The sequence below is a fragment of the Collimonas sp. PA-H2 genome (assembly GCF_002564105.1).
Lineage (GTDB): Bacteria > Pseudomonadota > Gammaproteobacteria > Burkholderiales > Burkholderiaceae_D > Collimonas.
This window is the reverse complement of the sequence record NZ_PDBX01000001.1, coordinates 4,984,483-5,002,749: the sequence shown is the minus strand read 5'-3', so window position 1 is coordinate 5,002,749 and position 18,267 is coordinate 4,984,483. Positions and strand designations below refer to the sequence as shown.

Sequence of the window (18,267 nt, the reverse complement as noted above, 5' to 3'; positions counted from 1 at the left end):
AAACCGGTTTAGCTAAACTGAACGTACACTATCGACTTCGTATTCTATAAAACCTTACATGCTGTCAACACTAAAACTCATCGCCGCCGATCCCAACACTGACGATATAGGGCATCTGGCAGCCTTGATCAAGACCCTGCGTCCGCGCAAACCTGAACAGGCGGCGGAAGCTGCCGAAAATGTGCGGATACTGGTGCAGCTGCTGCATGGCGAACCGGACCAGGCGAGCGCCTTGCGCCATTATGTACTACGACTGTTTTCGACTCGGCGCCAGATCAGCCTGTATACCGACACCGGCATCTTGCCGAACGCCGGCTTTTTCACCGAACTGTTCCAGCGCCTGTCGTTTCGCATGCTGCCGCCGGCGCTGGATGAGAATTATCTGCGCGACTGCCTGGACCGCTTGCTGCCGGCAGAAACCGACTATCTCTGGATCAATGCCGTCCCCAGCGAGGACTGGCTCAGCCTGTTCGATCTGCTGAGCCAGGCCGCGCCCTACACCGACGCCGACAACAATGCCGCCAGCGACGCCATCGAGCGCCATAAGACCGTCGGCGAACTGCTGGAAGCGATCCAGACCTTGTCTTACCGCATCAGCGCCATGGGCCTGGAACCGGCGCTGCTCAGGCTGTATCCCAGCATCGACGAATTCGAATCGCCGTTCCTGATGCAGAATGTCGAGCTGCATCTGTACCTGAACAGTTACCGCCAGCATCTGGCTGCCGCCGATTCCGCCGTGCCGCTGGCCGAATTGCCGCCGCTGGAAAATGCCCGCCACCTGTCGGTGATGCTGGACCAGTGCGACACCATCGTCCTCAAGATCCGCAAGAACGCGCTGCGCATGGGCAGCAGCGTCTCGCTCACCTACCTGCTGGTGCGGTTGGAGCAAAGCATCGCCCGCCTGCGCAAGCTGCTCAACCTGGTCGACGTCGGCGAAGTCAGCATCAGCGCGCCGAATACCGAAAAGCCGGAAGGTCCGGTGCCGCGCGATGAAGCGGCAGCACAGGCCAGCGCGAAACTCGCGGTCAAGCGCAACCAGGCGCTGGCATTGGGACAGGAGCTGATCGAAGGACATAACCGCAAGTACGCGGTGCGCGAACTGTTCGCCGACAATATCAACCTGCTGGCGCGCAACGTCACCGAAAACGCCAGCCGCACCGGCGAACACTATATCGCCGAAGACCGCGCTGAATACAGCGCCATGTTCCGCTCCGCCGCCGGCGCCGGTTTCATCATCGGCTTCATGTCGATGCTGAAAATCCTGGCCTCTTACCTGCGCGCGGCGCCGCTGGTGGAAGCCTTCCTGTTCAGCATGAATTACTCAGTCGGCTTCATGCTGATCCACGTGCTGCACTTCACGGTCGCCACCAAGCAGCCGGCCATGACCGCCTCGCGCATCGCCTCCGGCCTGCAAAGCCGGGATGGCCGCAATATCGACATCGACAGCCTGGTGGAACTGATCGTCAAGGTGATACGCACCCAATTCATCGCCGTGGCCGGCAACCTGATGCTGGCCTTCCCGGTCGCCTACCTGATCGCGCTCGGCTACCATGCGCTGTTCGGCCACCACCTGGTGAACCCGGACAAGGCGGCCCATCTGCTGCACGACATCGATCCGTTCGCCAGCCTGGCCCTGTTCCATGCGGCGATCGCCGGCGTCTGCCTGTTCCTGGCCGGCCTGATTTCCGGTTACTACGACAACAAGGCGCTCTACACTCATATGGCGCAACGGGTGACGCGCGCGCGCTGGCTGGGCAAGCTGATGGGCCAGCCGCGCCTGGCCAGGTTCGGCGAATACCTGGAGCACAACCTGGGCGGCCTGATGGGGAATTTCTACTTCGGCATCCTGCTCGGCACCATCGGCACCATCGGCTTCATGCTGGGCCTGCCTATCGATATCCGCCACATCACGTTTTCGGCGACCAACTTCGCCACCGCGCTGGTCGGCCTCGACAACCACATGAGCTGGCATACCGCGATCGTTCCCGTGCTCGGCGTGCTTGGCATCGGCACCGTCAACCTGTGGGTCAGCTTTTCGCTGGCGCTGTTCGTGGCCATGCGCGCGCGCCAGGTGCATTTTCGCCATGGCTGGACCCTGGCCAAGGCGGTGTTCTCGCGCTTTTTGAAAGGTCCCAAGGATTTCTTCATTCCGCCAAAGAGAATGCCCATCTCGGAGGACCGCGAGAAAAGCCCCAACGCCTGAGGATGTACTCGAGCCGGTCCGCCGCATCCGCACAGATTCAAGCAAAAAGCGAAGCAACAAGGTAGTATCCGAACGGCAATAACTATGAATCGCCGCGAGAGATAAATTTACATGCTGATTGATCTGCCCTTGCTGCGCCCTTTCCGCTTTTGTACGATCACGCTGCTGTGCCTCTTGGCAGCAGCCTGCTCGACGCTGCCCGACGTCAGCAAGCTTAGCGCTTCGCTGCCGCAGAGCGCTACGCTCGACAACGCGCCAGCGAATGCTTCATCGCGCCTGAACGCGCTGGCAGCCATGGAAGAAGCGGTCACCGGCAGTCCGCTCATCAAGGGCAACAAGGTCAGCCTGCTGTTCGACGGCCCGCAGACCATGACGGCAATGATCGCTGCCATCGGCCAGGCTAGAAGCACCATCAATTTTGAAACCTATATTTTCGACCAGGACCAGCTCGGCCAGCGCTTTGCCGACATCTTGATTGAAAAACAGCGCGCCGGCGTGCAGGTCAACATCATCTATGACAGCGTCGGCAGCATAGGCACCCCGAGCGAGTTCTTTGAACGCATGCGCGCCGCCGGCATCCGCCTGGTCGAATTCAATCCGGTCAATCCGCTGAAACGCTTCGGCCGCTGGCAGCTGAATCATCGCGACCACCGCAAGATCCTGGTGGTGGACGGCAAGGTCGGCTTCACCGGCGGCGTCAATATCAGCGCGGCGTACGCCAACAGCTCGCTGTTCCGGTCACGGCTGCGAAGCAGCGCCGGCCCGGTCGGCTGGCGCGATACCCATATACAGATAGAAGGCCCGGCGGTGGCGTCGCTGCAATTGCTGTTCCTGCAAACCTGGAGCAACCAGCATGCGGAAGATTTACCGGACCTTGATTACTTCCCCAAACTGGAGCAGGCTGGCGACAAGACCGTACATGTGCTGGGCAGCCAGCCGGACGGCGACTACAGCCTGTATAAAGCCTATATCCTGGCGATACAGCAGGCGCGCCAGAGCATCCACATCACCACGCCCTATTTTGCGCCCGACCGCCAGCTGGCGGATGCGCTGATCGCCGCCGCCAGACGCGGCGTCGATGTCAGCCTGATCCTGCCCAGCGTGACCGACAGCGGCCTGGTGTTCCGTGCCGGCCAGTCCTTCTATACCCAGCTGCTGAGCGCCGGCATCCGCATCTACCAGTTGCAGGGCTCGGTGCTGCACGCCAAGACCGCGGTCATCGATGGCAACTGGTCCACAGTCGGTTCCGCCAACATGGATATCCGCAGTTTCCTGCACAACTACGAAGCCAACGTGATTGTCATCGACGACCAGTTCGGACATGAAATGGAAAGGGCCTTCCGCGAGGACGTGCGCGGCTCGCGGCAAATCACGCTGGAACAATGGCAGCAGCGGCCGTTTTCCGACCGGGTCAAGGAATGGGCGGCGCGCTCGCTGGGCTACTGGCTGTAGATTAGCTTAGACGCGGCTCAGATGCGGCGGCTCAGGCGCGATGCGCCGCGGCCCATGCCAGCATCACGTCCATGAAACGGCGCAACACCGGCTGCACCTGGGCCGCCCGCTGCGGGTCGAAGGCAAACGGCAGCTGTTCTTCCATATAAGTGATTTGCGCCTGCTCCAGCTGGACCGCATGGATGTTGTCCTGCGGCTTGCCGTAATGGCGCGTGATATGGCCGCCCTTGAAGCGGCCGTTCAAGGCATGGCTATAGCCATCGGCCTGGATGGCAACCTGCAGCAGCTGCCGTTCCAGTTCCGGCGCACAGGAAGTGCCCGAGGCGGTGCCCAGGTTCAGGTCCGGCAGCCGTCCTTCAAAGAAGCGCGGCACCACCGAAGCGATGGAATGTGCATCCCACAGCATGGCGATGCCATGTTCGGCGCGCATGCGCTGCAATTCCTGCTCCAGCTGCTGATGATAAGGCTGCCAGTAAAGCGCAATGCGGCGCTGTATTTCTGCATCGTCAGGATTCTTGCCCGGCTGGTACAAGGGCTCCTTGTGAAAGGTATCCACCGGGCACAGGCCGGTCGTATCCTGGCCAGGATAGAGATTGACGTTATCGCGCGGACGGTTGAGATCGATCACATAGCGCGAATGGGTAGCCACCAGCACCGAGGCGCCGAGTTCCTGCAGGAAGCTGTACAGCTGCGGCAGGTGCCAGTCGGTGTCGGCGAGATCCTGCGCCGGCGCACTCATGCCGGCCCGGATCTCGTCCGGAATATGCTCCCCCGCATGCGGCATCGATACCAGCAGCGGCAGGCTGCCGCGATGAAACAGGAATTTTTCCATAATTGAACTCGGTAGAATTTCTCAGGTTAGGCTGATATTAAGCCAATAAGCTCTTCATACTGACCGCATAAGCAGCAAGGCTGGCATCTTGCAGGCGATGCTTGCGGTCATTAATGACCCAATGGCCGCCCACCATGACATCCCGCACCTGCGTTTGTCCATGATGGGAAAACACGAAACTGTCCAGCAGCTGGTCGCCGTGCTTGCCTTCCAGATCCGCATGCTGCTGGTCTAGCACCAGCAGGTCTGCGCGCTGCCCCACCTGCAGTCCCACTACCTGGCGGCCGCTGGCGGCAGCGCCGCCATGCAAGGCCTTGCGATAAAGATAGGAGCCGACCGAGGCGCCCTGGTCGTCGGCCAGCATATTGCGCTGGCGGTGCTGCAGGCGCTGGCTGTATTCGTACAGACGCAGTTCTTCGCTCAGGCTGGTGCTGACATGGCTGTCCGAACCGACACCCCAGGCGCCATGCGCAGCCGCATACTCGACGCCGTTGAAAATGCCGTCGCCCAGATTGGCCTCGGTAGTCGGACAAATGCCGGCGACAGCGCCGCTGCGCGCCAATCCAAGGATTTCCGCCGCCGTCATGTGGGTGGCGTGCACCAGGCACCAGTGACGATCGACTCCCATATTGTCCAGCAGCCAGGCCACCGGCGACGCACCCAGGGTGGCGCTGCAATCCTCCACTTCCTTGCGCTGTTCAGCGATATGGATATGCACCGGCGCCTGCGCATCCCATTGTCTAAGCTCCGTCAGCAGTTGTTGCAGCGATTGCGGCGACACCGCGCGCAGGGAATGCGGCGCAACGCCGTAGCGCAAGCCGGCATGCTGCGGATGGTCGGCCTGCAGCCGCTGCAGGGCAGCCATCATCCATTCCGGCGAATTGATGAAACGCGCCTGTCCGGCGTGCGGGGCCTGGGCGCCAAAGCCGCTGTACTGGTACATCACCGGCAGCAAAGTCAGGCCGATGCCGGCTTCCTGCGCGGCCTCAATCAGGCACGCCAGGTTTTCGGTCGGATTGGCGTATGGCTTGCCGTCGCGGTCGTGATGCAGGTAATGGAATTCGCACACCGAGGTATAGCCGGCCTGCAGCATTTCGATATACAGCTGCAGCGCCACCGCCTTCAGGTCGGCCGGCGACAGCTTGCCGGCAAACTGGTACATCAAGGTGCGCCAGCTCCAGAAACTGTCGCTCGGATCGGAGCGATATTCGGTGAGTCCAGCCATGGCGCGCTGGAATGCATGCGAGTGCAGGTTGACGATACCGGGCAATACCGTGGCGGCGGCGCGCGGCGCCAGCGCCAGGGTTTCGGCGTCAGGGCGCACCGCGGTGAGGATGCCCTGCTCGTCCCACTCCAGCAGGACGTTGCTGCGCCAGCCGTCCGGCAGCAAGGCGCGGTCGGCGATCAATTCTCTGATGACGGGTTTCATGGATAAGCTCCTTGATCTGCTCTCCGCGGCGCAGCCGGACTGAAGCGGCCGCCGCGAACTATGGTGTGACACGGATTCAGTCCCGACCAGTAGGCCAGTTCGGCTAGCGACGCCACGTCCCACAGTACAAAGTCGGCGGTGCGCCCTGCCGCCAGCAAGCCGTGCCTGCCGGCCTGGCCCAGCGCCAGCGCGGCATGGCTGGTGACGCCCAGCAAGGCTTCCGCCGTGGTCATGCGGAACAGCGTGCATGCCATGTTCAGCATCAGCAGCAAGGATGTGGTCGGTGAAGTGCCGGGGTTGCTGTCGGTGGAAATCGCCATCGGTATGCCGTGGCGGCGCAGCAGTTCCAGCGGCGGTTGCTTGGTTTCGCGGATGAAGTAATAGGCGCCGGGCAGCAGCACGGCCACAGTGCCGCTTTCCTTCATCGCCAGCACATCGGCTTCGTTCAGATGTTCCAGATGGTCCGCCGACAAGGCCTTGAAGCGCGTTGCCAGCTGGGTGGCGCCGATATTCGAGAGCTGGTCGGCATGCATTTTTACCGGCAGCCCGAGCCTGGCGGCGGCTGCGAACACGCGTTCGCTCTGCGCCACCGAAAAGCCGATATTCTCGCAAAACACGTCGACCGCATCGACCAGGCCTTCCCCATGCAGGGCCGGCAGCATCTGTTCACACACCAGCGTGATGTAGTCGTCGGCGCGGCCCTGGTATTCCGGCGGCAAGGCGTGAGCGCCGAGGAAGGTGGTGTAGACCGTGACCGGATAATGCTCGCCGAGGCGGCGCGCCACGCGCAGCATCTTGCGCTCGCTCGCCAGGTCCAGACCATAGCCGGATTTGATTTCAACCGTGGTGACGCCTTCCGCCAGCAAGGCTTCCAGGCGTCGCGCCGATTGCAGGAACAGGCTGTCCTCGTCTGCCGCCCGCGTCGCCCGCACGGTCGAGACGATGCCGCCGCCGCTGCGCGCGATTTCCTCATAGCTGGCGCCTGCCAGCCGCAAGGCGAATTCATCTGCGCGGTTGCCGCCATACACCAGATGGGTATGGCAATCGATCAAACCGGGCGTAATCCAGCGATTGCCGGCGTCGTGCCGCGCCAGATTTCCGTTGCTGTATGCGGCCGGCAATTCGGCCGCCTTGCCGAGCCAGGCAATCAAACCGCCGCGCACCACCATGGCGCCGTCCAGGATGACTTGCGCCGGATCGCCAGCCGGCGCAATCCTGGCGTTAATCCAGATGCCATCGGCTTGCTCGTATTGACTATGCGCCATGCTGTTTTCCTATTGCACTATTTCAGATTGACGTTGACGCCGATCAGGACGCTGCCGGCGCTCAGGGAACGCAACGATACCTTGCCCGGCGGCTGGTCCCATGCCAGGCTCTGACGCGGCTCCAGAGTGACGTGCTCGCCATCCTGCGTCAGCACATCCCAGCGGCCCTGCACGCAAAACAGCAAGTTGCAGCCTTGCTCCAGGTTCTGGTCGACGGACCACACCTGCACTTCGCCGGCGGCCGCGCCGCGCCTCAGCATCAGGTTGAAATCCTGGCAGGCGCCGCCTTCCAGCTGTGCGGCGATCTGGTCTTCGCCGCGAAAGCGATGCGGCCGCAGGCGCGACAGCAATACGTGATTGCCGCTGTCGGACACCAGGTCCATGCCTTCGCCTTCCAGCAGCGTGATCACCCGGTCGACGCCGGCAAAGCTGGAAAAGGCGCCTGACTGGCTGACGTCAGCGATGCTCACGCGCCACAAAAAGCTGTCGAACGATGCTCCCGCCGGATGACAGTACAGCTCCCGGGTGACGCCGCCGCCGTTTTTCCACGGCGTAACCGGCAAGTCTTCGAATTCAATCAATTTCATTTGCTGACTCTATCAACGCGTGACATATTTCCGGCCGGATCAGCACTGGCCGATCCGGCCAGCCCTTGCTTAGGCCACGTTAGAAAATAAATTGAACATTTGTGCTGGCCGTAGCTGGCGCGCTGCTGCGTTGCCCGCCGCTTGCAGTGCTCGCACTGCGGCGCGTCGGGCGCCTTGCATCGCATCCAGCTACGGCCGCCCAAACGCCCAATTTATTTCCTAACGGCCCCTTAACGGCTGTACAACTCCGCAAACAAGCTCTTGCAGCTATCACTCACCTCACCTTGCAGCACCAGCTGCTTAGCGGCTTCGATATCCGGCGCGAAGAAGCGATCCTTATCGTAAAACGTTACCTGCTGGCGCAAACGCTGGTGCACCTTGGCCAGCATGGGCGACGTAGTCAGCGGCTGATGGCAGTCGACGCCCTGCGCTGCTGCCAGCAATTCAATCGCCACGATGGTGGCTGTATTGTGCGCCATTTCATGCAGGCGGCGGCCGGCGAAGGTCGCCATGCTGACGTGGTCTTCCTGGTTGGCGGAAGTCGGCAGGCTGTCGACGCTGGCCGGATGCGCCAGCGCCTTGTTTTCGGACGCCAGCGCGGCAGCTGTGACGTGGGCGATCATGAAGCCGGAATTGAGGCCGGAAGACTGCACCAGGAACGGCGGCAGGCCAGACAGCGAAGAATCGATCAGCAGCGCGATGCGGCGTTCCGACAAGGCGCCGATCTCGGCAATCGCCAGCGCCAGGGTATCTGCAGCGAAGGCCACCGGCTCGGCGTGGAAATTGCCGCCGGAGATGACCTCATCGCGCTCGGCATAGATCAGTGGATTGTCGGTCACCGCATTGGCTTCGATCAGCAAGGTGCGCGCGGCGTTGCTGATGATGTCGACGCAGGCGCCCATCACCTGCGGCTGGCAGCGCAAGCTGTAGGGGTCTTGCACGCGCTCATCGTTGACCAGATGCGATTGCCGGATCGCGCTGCCGCTCAACAGCTGGCGATAGATCTTCGCCGTGGCGATCTGGCCCGGCTGGCCGCGCACTTCATGTACGCGTGGATCGAACGGGGCATCGCTGCCGCGCGCCGCGTCGACTGCCAACGCGCCGGTGACGGTGGCTGCTTCCAGCACGCGCTCGGCCAGGAACAGGCCGTTCAAGGTCAGCGCGGTCGACACCTGGGTGCCGTTGATCAGCGCCAGGCCTTCCTTGGCCGCCAGCACGATAGGCGTGATGCCGGCCTTGGCCAGCGCTTCCTTAGCATCGACCAGCTTGCCGTCGACCCGTACCTGGCCTTCGCCCAGAATCGCCAGCGTCATGTGCGACAGCGGCGCCAGGTCGCCGGAGGCGCCGACCGAACCCTTGACCGGGATGCAAGGCATGATGCCGGCGTTATAGATCGCCAGCAAAGTATCGATGACTTGCGCGCGGATGCCGGAAAAGCCACGCGCCAGGCTGGCGATTTTCATGGCCAGGATCAGGCGCACGGCGCCGTCGTCGATGAGATCGCCGGTGCCGACCGAATGCGAGAGGATCAGGTTACGCTGCAGCAGTTCCAGCTGTTCGTCCGGAATGCGGGTCTTGGCCAGCTTGCCGAAACCGGTATTGATGCCGTAGGCGGCATCGCCGCGCTCAACGATGCGCGCCACGGTGGCGGCCGAGGCATCGATGGCGTCGTAAGCGGATGGCGGCAAGGCCAGCGGCACTGCCGCGGCCCAGATGCTGCGGATCTCTGCCAGAGTCATTTTTCCTGGTTGCAGAGTCAACGATGTTTTCATATTCATTTCTTTCAGATTAGCGTATTGCAGAAGTCGATTTTATGGCAAAGCCAGTCACTTGATCATCGGCAGGTTCAGATTGTGGCGCTTGGCGCATTCGATCGCTGCTTCATAGCCGGCATCGGCATGGCGCATGACGCCGGACGCGCAGTCGTTGACCAGCACGCGCGCCAGGCGCTTGGCGGCGGCATCGGTGCCATCAGCCACGATCACCATGCCAGAGTGCTGCGAATAGCCCATGCCGACGCCGCCGCCGTGGTGCAGCGAGACCCAGGTAGCGCCGCCTGAGGTGTTCAGCAAGGCATTCAGCAGCGGCCAGTCGGAAACCGCATCGGTGCCGTCCTTCATGCTTTCGGTTTCGCGGTTCGGGCTGGCGACCGAGCCGGTGTCCAGGTGATCGCGGCCGATCACGATCGGCGCTTTCAGCTCGCCGGTGCGCACCATTTCATTGAAAGCGAGGCCGGCGATATGGCGCTCGCCCAGGCCCAGCCAGCAAATCCGCGCCGGCAAGCCTTGGAAGGAAATGCGCTCGCGCGCCATGTCCAGCCAGCGGTGCACGTGCTTGTTGTGCGGGAACAGCTCTTTGATCTTGGCGTCGGTCTTGTAGATATCTTCCGGATCGCCGGACAGGGCGACCCAGCGGAACGGCCCCTTGCCTTCGCAGAACAGTGGCCGGATGTAGGCCGGCACAAAGCCAGGGAAATCGAAGGCGTTCTTGACGCCATGGTCGAACGCCACCTGGCGGATGTTGTTGCCGTAGTCGACAGTCTTGATGCCCATCGCATGGAAATCCAGCATCGCCTGCACATGCTGGGCGCAGGAATGGGCGGCATCGGCAGTCAGGCGCGCCTGTTGCGACGGATCGTTTTGCGCCGCAATCCATTGCTCGACGCTCCAGCCAATCGGCAGGTAGCCGTTGATCAGGTCATGCGCCGAAGTCTGGTCGGTCACCAGGTCGGGCTTGATGCCGCCGGCCTTGGCGCGCTTGACCAGTTCCGGCAGCACTTCCGCGGCATTGCCGAGCAAGCCTATGGAAATCGCTTCCTTGCGTTCGGTGTGGTACTTGATCAGTTCCAGCGCATCGTCCAGATTCTTGGCCTGCTTGTCGAGATAGCGCGTGCGCAGGCGGAAATCGATGCTGGACTGCTTGCACTCGATGGTCAGCGAGGCTGCACCGGCCAGGGTTGCCGCCAGCGGCTGCGCGCCGCCCATGCCGCCCAGGCCGGCGGTCAGAATCCAGCGCCCGGAGAGGTCGCCGCCGAAATGCTGGCGTCCGGCTTCGGCAAAGGTTTCAAAAGTGCCCTGGACGATGCCCTGGCTGCCGATGTAGATCCAGCTGCCGGCGGTCATCTGGCCGTACATGAACAAGCCCTTGCGGTCGAGTTCGTTGAAGTGCTCCCAGTTGGCCCATTTCGGCACCAGGTTGGAATTGGCCAGCAATACGCGCGGCGCATCGGCATGGGTCTGGAACACGCCGACCGGCTTGCCGGACTGGATCAGCAGGGTTTCGTTGTCATTCAGATTAGTCAGGGCTTCGACGATCTTGTCGAAACAGGCCCAGTCGCGCGCGGCGCGACCGATACCGCCATACACCACCAGGTCGTTCGGCCGCTCGGCCACTTCCGGGTCGAGATTGTTCATCAGCATGCGCAGCGGCGCCTCGGTCAGCCAGCTCTTGGCGGTCAAGGTGGTGCCGCGGGCGGCGCGGATGGTGCGGCTAGGGTCGCGCCGTGGATCGGTGTTGGCGATGTTGTTAGTCATGCTGGCTAATCTCCTTAAAAGTATCGGTGCGCCGATTTGCTATCCTGACCGCCCGAAAATAAACAACAAGTTGTATAGTCCAGTAAAATATAATGCCTATACAACTTAGTCAATCGAATTTTGTGCATAGTCCTTAGATAATTTGAGCTATCCCGAATGGGCCGCTATCCCTTACTCTGCAAAAAAGATGTTGACTTCAAGCCCACTTGAACTTGCATACTTGCCTCGTCGGCAACTGCGCTGGTAACTGAGTTAGTATCCGTGATGAATTTTATTAAGTAGGAGCCGGCATATGCATGGCGCAATAGCAAAAAAAGCAATTCCCGCATTCCAGCAGGTAAAAGACCACGTGCTGCAGCAGATCCGCGGCGGCGAATGGAAGCCGGGCGACCTGATTCCGTCCGAGCGCGAACTGATGGTGCAGTTCAACCTGTCGCGCATGACCGTCAACCGCGCCCTGCGTGAACTGACCGACAACCAGCTGCTGGTGCGGATCCAGGGCTCCGGCACCTATGTCGCGCCGGGAAAATACCAGTCTACACTGGTGGAAATCCGCAGTATCGATGATGAACTTGTTGCCCGCGGCCACCGCTACCGTAGCCAGGTGCTGACGCTGGAAGCCAGCACCACGCCGGTCGCGCTGAAAGCGCTGGGACTGGTTGCCGGACCGGCATTCCACTCGGTGATCGTGCATTTCGCCGACGACATCCCGATCCAGCTGGAAGACCGCTACACCAATCCGCGGCTGTTTCCCGACTACCTGCAGCAGGATTTCCACCTGGTGACGCCAAACCACTACATGGTGCAGATCGCGCCGCTTGACCGAGCTGAATACAGCATCGAATCGAAGATGCCGGAGGCGGCCATGCGCAAACAGCTGCAGATGGAAGCCGGCGAACCCTGTCTGCTGCTGTCACGCCGCACCTGGGTGCACGACACCGTGGCGACCTCGGTCACGCTGTGGCATCCCGGTTCAAGGTATCAGTTTACCGGCGGCTTCTAATATAAGGCGGAGCGCGTGGCATCGGCGCCTGGCGCCGACAGAGAGCGTGCACGCCCATTTCAACTTATCAGCATCAATCTGGACAGACTCAACCATGTCGCCTGCACCTACCGCCATCAACACCGATCCGCCGCCGGCCAGCTGGGCCGACCTGCTGTCGGGACGCAACGCCCTGCGCTCGCTGACGCTGGCCGGCGGCATCGGCATGCATGCCACCAACGTCTATATCGTCACCACCATCCTGCCGTCGGTAGTGAAAGATATCGGTGGCCTGGAATACTATGCCTGGGCCACCTCGCTGTTCGTGGTGGCTTCCATCATCGCCGCCGGCCTGGCCTCGCGCCTGACGGAATGGCTGGGCTACCGCGCCGCCTGCCTGCTGGCCTTGCTGGTGTTTTCCATCGGCTCGGCCGGTTGCGCGCTGGCGCCGCACATGGTGTGGCTGCTGCTGGCGCGCACTATCCAGGGCTTCGGCGGCGGCGTGCTGGTGGCGCTGTCCTACGCCATGATCCGGGTGGTGTTTGCGCCGCCTTTATGGTCGCGCGCCATGGCTTTGATGTCGGGCATGTGGGGCATATCCACCCTGTCCGGCCCGGCTATCGGCGGCATCTTTGCCCAGGCCGGCAGCTGGCGCGGCGCCTTCTGGTCGCTGTTGCCGGCGGCTGTCATACTTGCGCTGCTGGTGCAGTTCACATTGAAAATCCCGGCGGAAACACGTTCCGAAGACAAACCGGGCAGCGTTCCCATCACCAAGATATTGCTGCTGGCGGCTGCGGTGCTGTCGGTGTCGGCGGCCAGCCTGTTCCGCAGCACAATATTGAATATCGGCGGCATCGTCTTTGGCATTGCCTTGATCGGGCTGATCGCCTGGCTGGAGCAACGCGGCGGTGCAGGAAAAACGCGCTTGCTGCCCAGCGACGCATTTTCCCTGCGCAGCCGCATCGGCGCCCTGTACGCCACCATGATACTGATGATCCTGGGACTGACCACTGAGATCTACGTGCCGTATTTCCTGCAAGTGATCCAGGGCCACTCGCCGCTGCTGGCCGGCTACCTGACCGGCATCATGTCCTGCGGCTGGACCCTGGCAGCCCTGCTTTTCTCCAGCTACGGCGGCGCCCGCGCGCAATTCGTCATGAAGGCCGGACCGCTGGTGGTGATTGCCGCCCTCCTGGCGTTGTCGTTCATGCTGCCGTCGACCGCCGCGCTGGACAGCTACGGCCTGCTGCCGCTGTGCATCGCATTGATACTGGTCGGCTTCGGCATCGGCATGGGCATGCCGCATCTGATGGCCAGCATATTGAGCAGCGCGCGTCCCGACGAAGGCAGCCTGGCCGCGTATTCACTAACCACAGTGCAACTGTTTGCGACCGCCATCGGCGCCGCCCTCGCCGGCATGGCGACTTCGCTGGCCGGCTTGGCCGACCCAGGCGGTTTGCCGGGAGCGGCAAATGCGGCACAATGGCTATTCATCTGTTTTGCGGCGGCGCCATTGCTGGCGTTTTTCACGGTGCGCCAGGCCTTGCGCCTGAAAGCGCCGGCAACTGCGGCGCCGGGCGCCATCCACGACGATCAACCCGGCCAGCACAATCAACACGATCGGCCACTACAGGAACCTCTGCCATGAGCAGCACTCCCCCAAAACCAGCGGTCTCGCCGCTCAAGGCCAGCACGGAAACCGTCACCAGCGTGCACAACTGGACCGACAAGCTGTTTTCCTTCCGTACCACGCGCCCGGCCGGCTATCAGTTCACGCCTGGCCAGTTCGCCCGCCTCGGCGTGACGGCCGGTGCAGAAACCCTGTGGCGCGCATATTCGGTCACCTCGGCCGCCGGCGAAAATGAACTGGAGTATTTCCTGGTGCAGGTGCCCGGCGGCCAGTTCACCGAACAGTTGAAAATCCTGAAACCGGGCGATCCGGTGCTGGTGGAGAAATTTAGCTACGGCTTCATGACGGCAGACCGCTTTGTTGACGGCGAGGATCTGTGGATGCTGGCCACCGGCACCGGGCTCGGCCCCTTCATCTCGATCTTGCAGGATCCGATGGTGTGGCAGAAATTTCGCAATCTGATCCTGGTGCATTGCGTGCGCAACGCCGAAGAGCTGGCCTATCAGGAACTGTTGGCATCCTTGCCGCAACGGCCCGAACTAGCCGCCGGCGGCGCCCGCCTGCAACTGATCCGCGCCACCACGCGAGACGCGGCAGCCGCCCCCGGCAATCTGCACGGACGCATCACCGCCCTGCTGACCAGCGGCGCGCTGGAAGCCGCGGCCGGCCTGGCGATCACGGTGGAAGCATCGCGCATCATGATGTGCGGCAATCCGGAAATGATCACCGAAACACGCGACATCCTGCACCAGCGTGGCTTGCGGCCTTGCCGGCGGGCTGTGCCGGGGCAGTTTGTGACGGAAGATTATTGGTAATGCGAAGCGTGCACTAGACTTCCAGCCATTTCTGCCGCACGCCAGGATCGGCGCGCAGTTCCGCCGATGTCCCGGCGAACACAATCCGCCCGTGTCCCATCACCAGCACTCGATCGGAAATTTCCAGCGCGATGCTGAGCTTTTGTTCGACCAGCAATACACCCAAGCCCTGCGTCCGCAGCGCCGATAAATGCTGCGCCACCGCCCTCACCATGTCCGGCGCCAGCCCTTCGGTCGGTTCGTCCACCATGAGCAGCCGCGGCTTGCCCATCAGGCTGCGGCACAGGCTGAGCATCTGCTGCTCGCCGCCGGACAGCAGGCCGGCGGCGACATGCTTGCGCGCGGCCAGCTGCGGCATCAGGCGCCACACTTCGTCCAAGGCTGCCGGCTCTGGCCGCAGCTGCCCCAGCAGCAGGTTCTGCTGCACCGTCAACGTCGGAAATACGGCCCGCTCTTCCGGCACATAAGCCAGCCCCTGGCGGGCGATCTGAAATGTTTTCAGGCCGGCCAGCTGGACGCCGTCCAAGCGCACCGAGCCGCTACAGCGCAACATGCCCATGGCAGCTTTAAGCGTAGTGGAGCGGCCGGCGCCGTTGCGGCCCAGCAGGCTGACGATTTCTCCGGCGCCGACATCGATATCGACGCCATGCAATACATGGCTTTTCTCATAAAAAGCATGCAAACCACGGATCTCAAGCAAGACGCTCATGGCTGCTGTACCTCCAGGCTGCCGAGATACGCCGCCTGCACAGCGCCATTGGCGCGGATCGCCGCCGGCGTATCGCAGGCGATGATGCGGCCGTCGACCAGTACCGCGATGCGGTCCACCAGGCCGAACACCACGTCCATGTCGTGCTCGATCAGCAGCAGGGTCTTGCCGGCGCTCACGCGCTGGATAAGCTCAGTGGAGGCGGCAGCCTCCTCGCGGTTCATGCCGGCGGTCGGTTCATCCAGCAAAATCACATCGGCATCGCCGGCAATCGTGATGCCGATTTCCAGCGCGCGCTGGCCGGCGTAGCTGAGATCGCCGGCCGGTGTGGCGCTGTTCGCCTGCAAGCCGCATTGCTGCAGCAGTTCCTGGATCCGATGATTGACTTCCTTCATCCCCGACAGGCGCCGCCAGAAGGTATAGCGGTGGCCATGCGCGGCCAATACCGCCGCTCGCAGGTTATCCGCCACACCCAGGCGCGGGAAAATGCTGGTGATCTGGAAGCTGCGCGCCAGGCCCAGCCGACTGACCTGGAACGGACTCATGCCGCCTATCTCGCGCCCGTGCAGCAGAATCTCGCCGCTGCTGGCGGCCATGCCGCCCGATATCAGGTTGAACAAGGTCGATTTTCCGGCGCCGTTGGGGCCGATCAAGGCCAGCCTTTCCCCTTGCCGCAATTGCAAATCGGCGCCCTTGATGATGCGCGTGGCGCCGAACTGCTTGTGCAGATTGCGCAGCTCCAGAATGGCAGGATTTACTGTTCCGCTCATAGGACCGCCGCGCGCCGGTACAGCATTTCGATCAGGAACACGGCGGCGCCGGCCATCAGCAGCGCACCGGCCAGGCGCAGCAGAAATCGCATTGTGATTCGGCGCCAGCCGGCCAGCGAACTCATCCAGACACCAGCGATACCGCCCGGCGCAAACAGCACCACAAGCACAAACAGCAAACCCAGATACAGCTGCCAGCCGCGGGTATAAGCCGATAGCAAAGAAGAAAACAGCACGCCGACAAGCGCGCCTATCATTGGCCCGAAAAAATAGCCGATGCCGCCAATGAAGGTGAACAGCAGGATTTGCGCGGAGCGCAGCAGGCCGAGGTTTTCGGCGCTGACGATTTCAAAATTGATCGCGGTCAGCGCGCCGCCGACACCGGCGAAGAACGCCGACAGCATGAACATCAGGTAGCGCACCCGGCGCGGGTCGTGGCCGATGAAGGCAGCGCGCTGCGGATTGTCGCGCACGGCATTGGCGATGCGCCCCAGCGGCGTCTGCGTCAGCCCGTACATGGCTGCCGTGCAAAGGAAAAGCCAGAATGCGATCAGGTAGTACACCTGCAACTGCGAGGCAAAATCAATGCCGAGCAGGGGCGCGCCTAGCACGCGATCGGTGCTGACGCCGCTCTCGCCGTCAAACCAGCCGGGAAACATCAACGCCGCGGCGGCAATCAACTCGACCAGCGCCAGGCTGATCATCGACAATGCCGTGCCTGCCCGGCGCGTAGTGATATAGCCAAATAGCGCGCCCGCCAGCATGCCGGCCACGCCGCCCGCCAAAGGCACCAGCAACAGCGCCGCCGGACTGCTGCCGGCCAGCCGGTTCATCAAGTGCACGCTGGCGAAAGCCGCCAGCCCGGCATACAGAGCATGGCCGAAGGATAGCATGCCGCTCTGCCCCAGCAACATGTTGAAGGACAGCGCCAGGAGCATCATGCAGCCGCATTGCGACAAGATCGAGAGCGCGCCGCTTTGGCGGAATGCCAGCGGCGCCGCCAGCAAGATCAAGGCGAACGCCAGCCACGCCGATTTGCCGCGCCAGGAAGAAAGCATCAATCCCGCACCCCGAACAAGCCGCGCGGGCACAGCAGCATGACTAGCACCAGCAGCAGATAGGGCAAGACCGGCGCCACCTGGGCCAGCGTCAGCCGCAGTAAGGGATAGCCGACGGCGTCGGGCGCCAGCTGGATGCCCCAGTGCGCCAGGCCGCTCAACAGGGAAACATCGAGCGCCACCGCATAGGTTTGCAGAATGCCGATCAGCAGCGATGTAATAAAGGCGCCCTTCAGCGAACCCAGGCCGCCGACCACCACCACCACGAAAATGATGCTGCCCACCCCCGCTGCCATGCCTGGCTCGGTAACGAAGGCGTTGCCGCCGACCACGCCGGCCAGGCCGGCCATGGCGCAACCGGCGGCAAACACCAGGGTAAACAGCCGCGGCACATTGTGGCCGAGCGCTTCCAGCATCTGCGGATGGGTCAGCGCCGCCTGGATCAGCAAGCCGACACGGGAGCGCTTCAGCAGCCAGCTCGCCGCCAGCAATATCAGCAGCGCGAGCAGCATCATGAAACCGCGATACGCTGGAAAGGCTGTCGAATACAAGGTAAACAAGGGGCCGTCGAGCTGCGCCGGGATCGCGTACGGCAATGCCGATTTACCCCACACCAGCTGCACCAGTTCGACGATCACATAGGACAGACCGAAAGTGAACAGCAGTTCCGCTACCTGGCCGTGGCGCCGCACATGGCGCAAGCCGATCCGCTCGACCAACGCCCCCAGCAAACCGGTCAGCAGCGGCGCCAGCAGCAGCGCCGGCCAGAATCCCAGCTGGATGCTGATGGCATAGGCGAAATAAGCGCCCAGCATATAGAAACTGGCATGGGCAAAGTTCAGCACCCCCAGCATGCTGAAAATCAAAGTCAGTCCCGACGACAGCAGGAACAGCAGCAAGCCGTAACTGAGGCCGTTCAGCAGTGTGATGAGGGTAAATTCCATTGTGCGATATGTAAGGCTCAGGTAATGCTCAGGTCCGGCATTCTACCGCTTTGTCCAA

15 protein-coding genes are annotated in these 18,267 nt (G+C 62.4%); 5 read left to right on the top strand and 10 right to left on the bottom strand.

Going from position 1 to position 18,267, the window contains the following annotated elements; all coding sequences use genetic code 11:
- Positions 1-58 precede the first annotated feature (58 nt).
- Together BCF11_RS22935 and cls are read left to right on the top strand one after the other, a co-directional pair.
- Entirely contained in the window at positions 59-2,203 is a 2,145-nt protein-coding gene (locus tag BCF11_RS22935) for a site-specific recombinase (protein WP_098496786.1), read from the top strand.
- Between the two features lie 111 nt (positions 2,204-2,314).
- Positions 2,315-3,655, top strand: a complete 1,341-nt coding sequence (cls, locus tag BCF11_RS22930) for a cardiolipin synthase (protein ID WP_098496785.1) — start codon at positions 2,315-2,317, stop codon at positions 3,653-3,655.
- Positions 3,656-3,686: 31 nt separating this feature from the next.
- On the opposite strand, the gene hutG is transcribed toward cls, so the two are convergent.
- The 6 genes from hutG to hutU form a co-directional block, all read right to left on the bottom strand.
- Positions 3,687-4,487 carry an N-formylglutamate deformylase gene (gene hutG, locus BCF11_RS22925; RefSeq protein WP_098496784.1) on the bottom strand — a complete coding sequence of 267 codons (801 nt, stop codon included), beginning with the start codon at positions 4,485-4,487 and terminating at the stop codon, positions 3,687-3,689.
- A gap of 37 nt (positions 4,488-4,524) precedes the next feature.
- Complete coding sequence (locus BCF11_RS22920; protein ID WP_098496783.1) at positions 4,525-5,916, bottom strand: formimidoylglutamate deiminase; 1,392 nt, start codon at positions 5,914-5,916, stop codon at positions 4,525-4,527.
- A complete protein-coding gene (gene hutI, locus BCF11_RS22915; protein WP_098496782.1) occupies positions 5,913-7,181 on the bottom strand; it encodes an imidazolonepropionase in 1,269 nt (422 codons plus the stop codon). Before hutI ends, BCF11_RS22920 begins: the two co-directional genes overlap by 4 nt.
- A gap of 17 nt (positions 7,182-7,198) precedes the next feature.
- Entirely contained in the window at positions 7,199-7,768 is a 570-nt protein-coding gene (locus tag BCF11_RS22910) for a HutD family protein (protein WP_098496781.1), read from the bottom strand.
- 230 nt (positions 7,769-7,998) lie between these two features.
- The gene (hutH, locus tag BCF11_RS22905; protein WP_098496780.1) at positions 7,999-9,546 is read right to left on the bottom strand and encodes a histidine ammonia-lyase; all 1,548 of its coding nucleotides are present in this window, start codon (positions 9,544-9,546) and stop codon (positions 7,999-8,001) included.
- Between the two features lie 48 nt (positions 9,547-9,594).
- Positions 9,595-11,301, bottom strand: a complete 1,707-nt coding sequence (gene hutU / locus BCF11_RS22900; protein WP_098496779.1) for a urocanate hydratase — start codon at positions 11,299-11,301, stop codon at positions 9,595-9,597.
- A 292-nt stretch (positions 11,302-11,593) separates the two neighbouring features.
- Between hutU and hutC the strand changes: the two genes are divergently transcribed.
- The 3 genes from hutC (at position 11,594) to BCF11_RS22885 (ending at position 14,728) form a co-directional block, all read left to right on the top strand.
- Positions 11,594-12,304 (top strand): histidine utilization repressor, encoded by a 711-nt coding sequence (gene hutC, locus BCF11_RS22895; RefSeq protein ID WP_098496778.1) that lies wholly within the window; start codon positions 11,594-11,596, stop codon positions 12,302-12,304.
- Between the two features lie 94 nt (positions 12,305-12,398).
- Entirely contained in the window at positions 12,399-13,931 is a 1,533-nt protein-coding gene (locus BCF11_RS22890; protein WP_233212605.1) for an MFS transporter, read from the top strand.
- A complete protein-coding gene (locus BCF11_RS22885; protein ID WP_098496777.1) occupies positions 13,928-14,728 on the top strand; it encodes a ferredoxin--NADP reductase in 801 nt (266 codons plus the stop codon). Before BCF11_RS22890 ends, BCF11_RS22885 begins: the two co-directional genes overlap by 4 nt.
- 13 nt (positions 14,729-14,741) lie before the next feature.
- Here BCF11_RS22885 and BCF11_RS22880 read toward each other — a convergent pair whose 3' ends face one another.
- The 4 genes from BCF11_RS22880 to BCF11_RS22865 are packed head-to-tail and all read right to left on the bottom strand — an operon-like array spanning position 14,742 to position 18,209.
- Positions 14,742-15,437 carry an ABC transporter ATP-binding protein gene (locus BCF11_RS22880; RefSeq protein ID WP_199111007.1) on the bottom strand — a complete coding sequence of 232 codons (696 nt, stop codon included), beginning with the start codon at positions 15,435-15,437 and terminating at the stop codon, positions 14,742-14,744.
- Positions 15,434-16,207: an ABC transporter ATP-binding protein gene (locus BCF11_RS22875; protein WP_098496776.1), complete on the bottom strand. Its 774-nt coding sequence runs from the start codon at positions 16,205-16,207 to the stop codon at positions 15,434-15,436. Before BCF11_RS22875 ends, BCF11_RS22880 begins: the two co-directional genes overlap by 4 nt.
- The gene (locus BCF11_RS22870) at positions 16,204-17,265 is read right to left on the bottom strand and encodes a branched-chain amino acid ABC transporter permease (protein WP_098497657.1); all 1,062 of its coding nucleotides are present in this window, start codon (positions 17,263-17,265) and stop codon (positions 16,204-16,206) included. Before BCF11_RS22870 ends, BCF11_RS22875 begins: the two co-directional genes overlap by 4 nt.
- Positions 17,265-18,209 carry a branched-chain amino acid ABC transporter permease gene (locus BCF11_RS22865; protein ID WP_098496775.1) on the bottom strand — a complete coding sequence of 315 codons (945 nt, stop codon included), beginning with the start codon at positions 18,207-18,209 and terminating at the stop codon, positions 17,265-17,267. The genes BCF11_RS22870 and BCF11_RS22865 overlap by 1 nt, the downstream gene beginning before the upstream one ends.
- Between the last annotated feature and the right edge of the window lie 58 nt (positions 18,210-18,267).

What these genes read in the sequence shown, in the direction of transcription:
- BCF11_RS22885 (WP_098496777.1), top strand. Translation starts at nt 13,928, where the DNA reads ATGAGCAGCACTCCCCCAAAACCAGCGGTCTCGCCGCTCAAGGCCAGC.
- BCF11_RS22875 (WP_098496776.1), bottom strand. Translation starts at nt 16,207, where the DNA reads ATGAGCGGAACAGTAAATCCTGCCATTCTGGAGCTGCGCAATCTGCAC.
- BCF11_RS22865 (WP_098496775.1), bottom strand. Translation starts at nt 18,209, where the DNA reads ATGGAATTTACCCTCATCACACTGCTGAACGGCCTCAGTTACGGCTTG.
- BCF11_RS22890 (WP_233212605.1), top strand. Translation starts at nt 12,399, where the DNA reads ATGTCGCCTGCACCTACCGCCATCAACACCGATCCGCCGCCGGCCAGC.
- cls (WP_098496785.1), top strand. Translation starts at nt 2,315, where the DNA reads ATGCTGATTGATCTGCCCTTGCTGCGCCCTTTCCGCTTTTGTACGATC.
- hutC (WP_098496778.1), top strand. Translation starts at nt 11,594, where the DNA reads ATGCATGGCGCAATAGCAAAAAAAGCAATTCCCGCATTCCAGCAGGTA.
- BCF11_RS22910 (WP_098496781.1), bottom strand. Translation starts at nt 7,768, where the DNA reads ATGAAATTGATTGAATTCGAAGACTTGCCGGTTACGCCGTGGAAAAAC.
- hutG (WP_098496784.1), bottom strand. Translation starts at nt 4,487, where the DNA reads ATGGAAAAATTCCTGTTTCATCGCGGCAGCCTGCCGCTGCTGGTATCG.
- BCF11_RS22880 (WP_199111007.1), bottom strand. Translation starts at nt 15,437, where the DNA reads ATGAGCGTCTTGCTTGAGATCCGTGGTTTGCATGCTTTTTATGAGAAA.
- hutI (WP_098496782.1), bottom strand. Translation starts at nt 7,181, where the DNA reads ATGGCGCATAGTCAATACGAGCAAGCCGATGGCATCTGGATTAACGCC.
- hutU (WP_098496779.1), bottom strand. Translation starts at nt 11,301, where the DNA reads ATGACTAACAACATCGCCAACACCGATCCACGGCGCGACCCTAGCCGC.
- BCF11_RS22920 (WP_098496783.1), bottom strand. Translation starts at nt 5,916, where the DNA reads ATGAAACCCGTCATCAGAGAATTGATCGCCGACCGCGCCTTGCTGCCG.
- hutH (WP_098496780.1), bottom strand. Translation starts at nt 9,546, where the DNA reads ATGAATATGAAAACATCGTTGACTCTGCAACCAGGAAAAATGACTCTG.
- BCF11_RS22870 (WP_098497657.1), bottom strand. Translation starts at nt 17,265, where the DNA reads ATGCTTTCTTCCTGGCGCGGCAAATCGGCGTGGCTGGCGTTCGCCTTG.
- BCF11_RS22935 (WP_098496786.1), top strand. Translation starts at nt 59, where the DNA reads ATGCTGTCAACACTAAAACTCATCGCCGCCGATCCCAACACTGACGAT.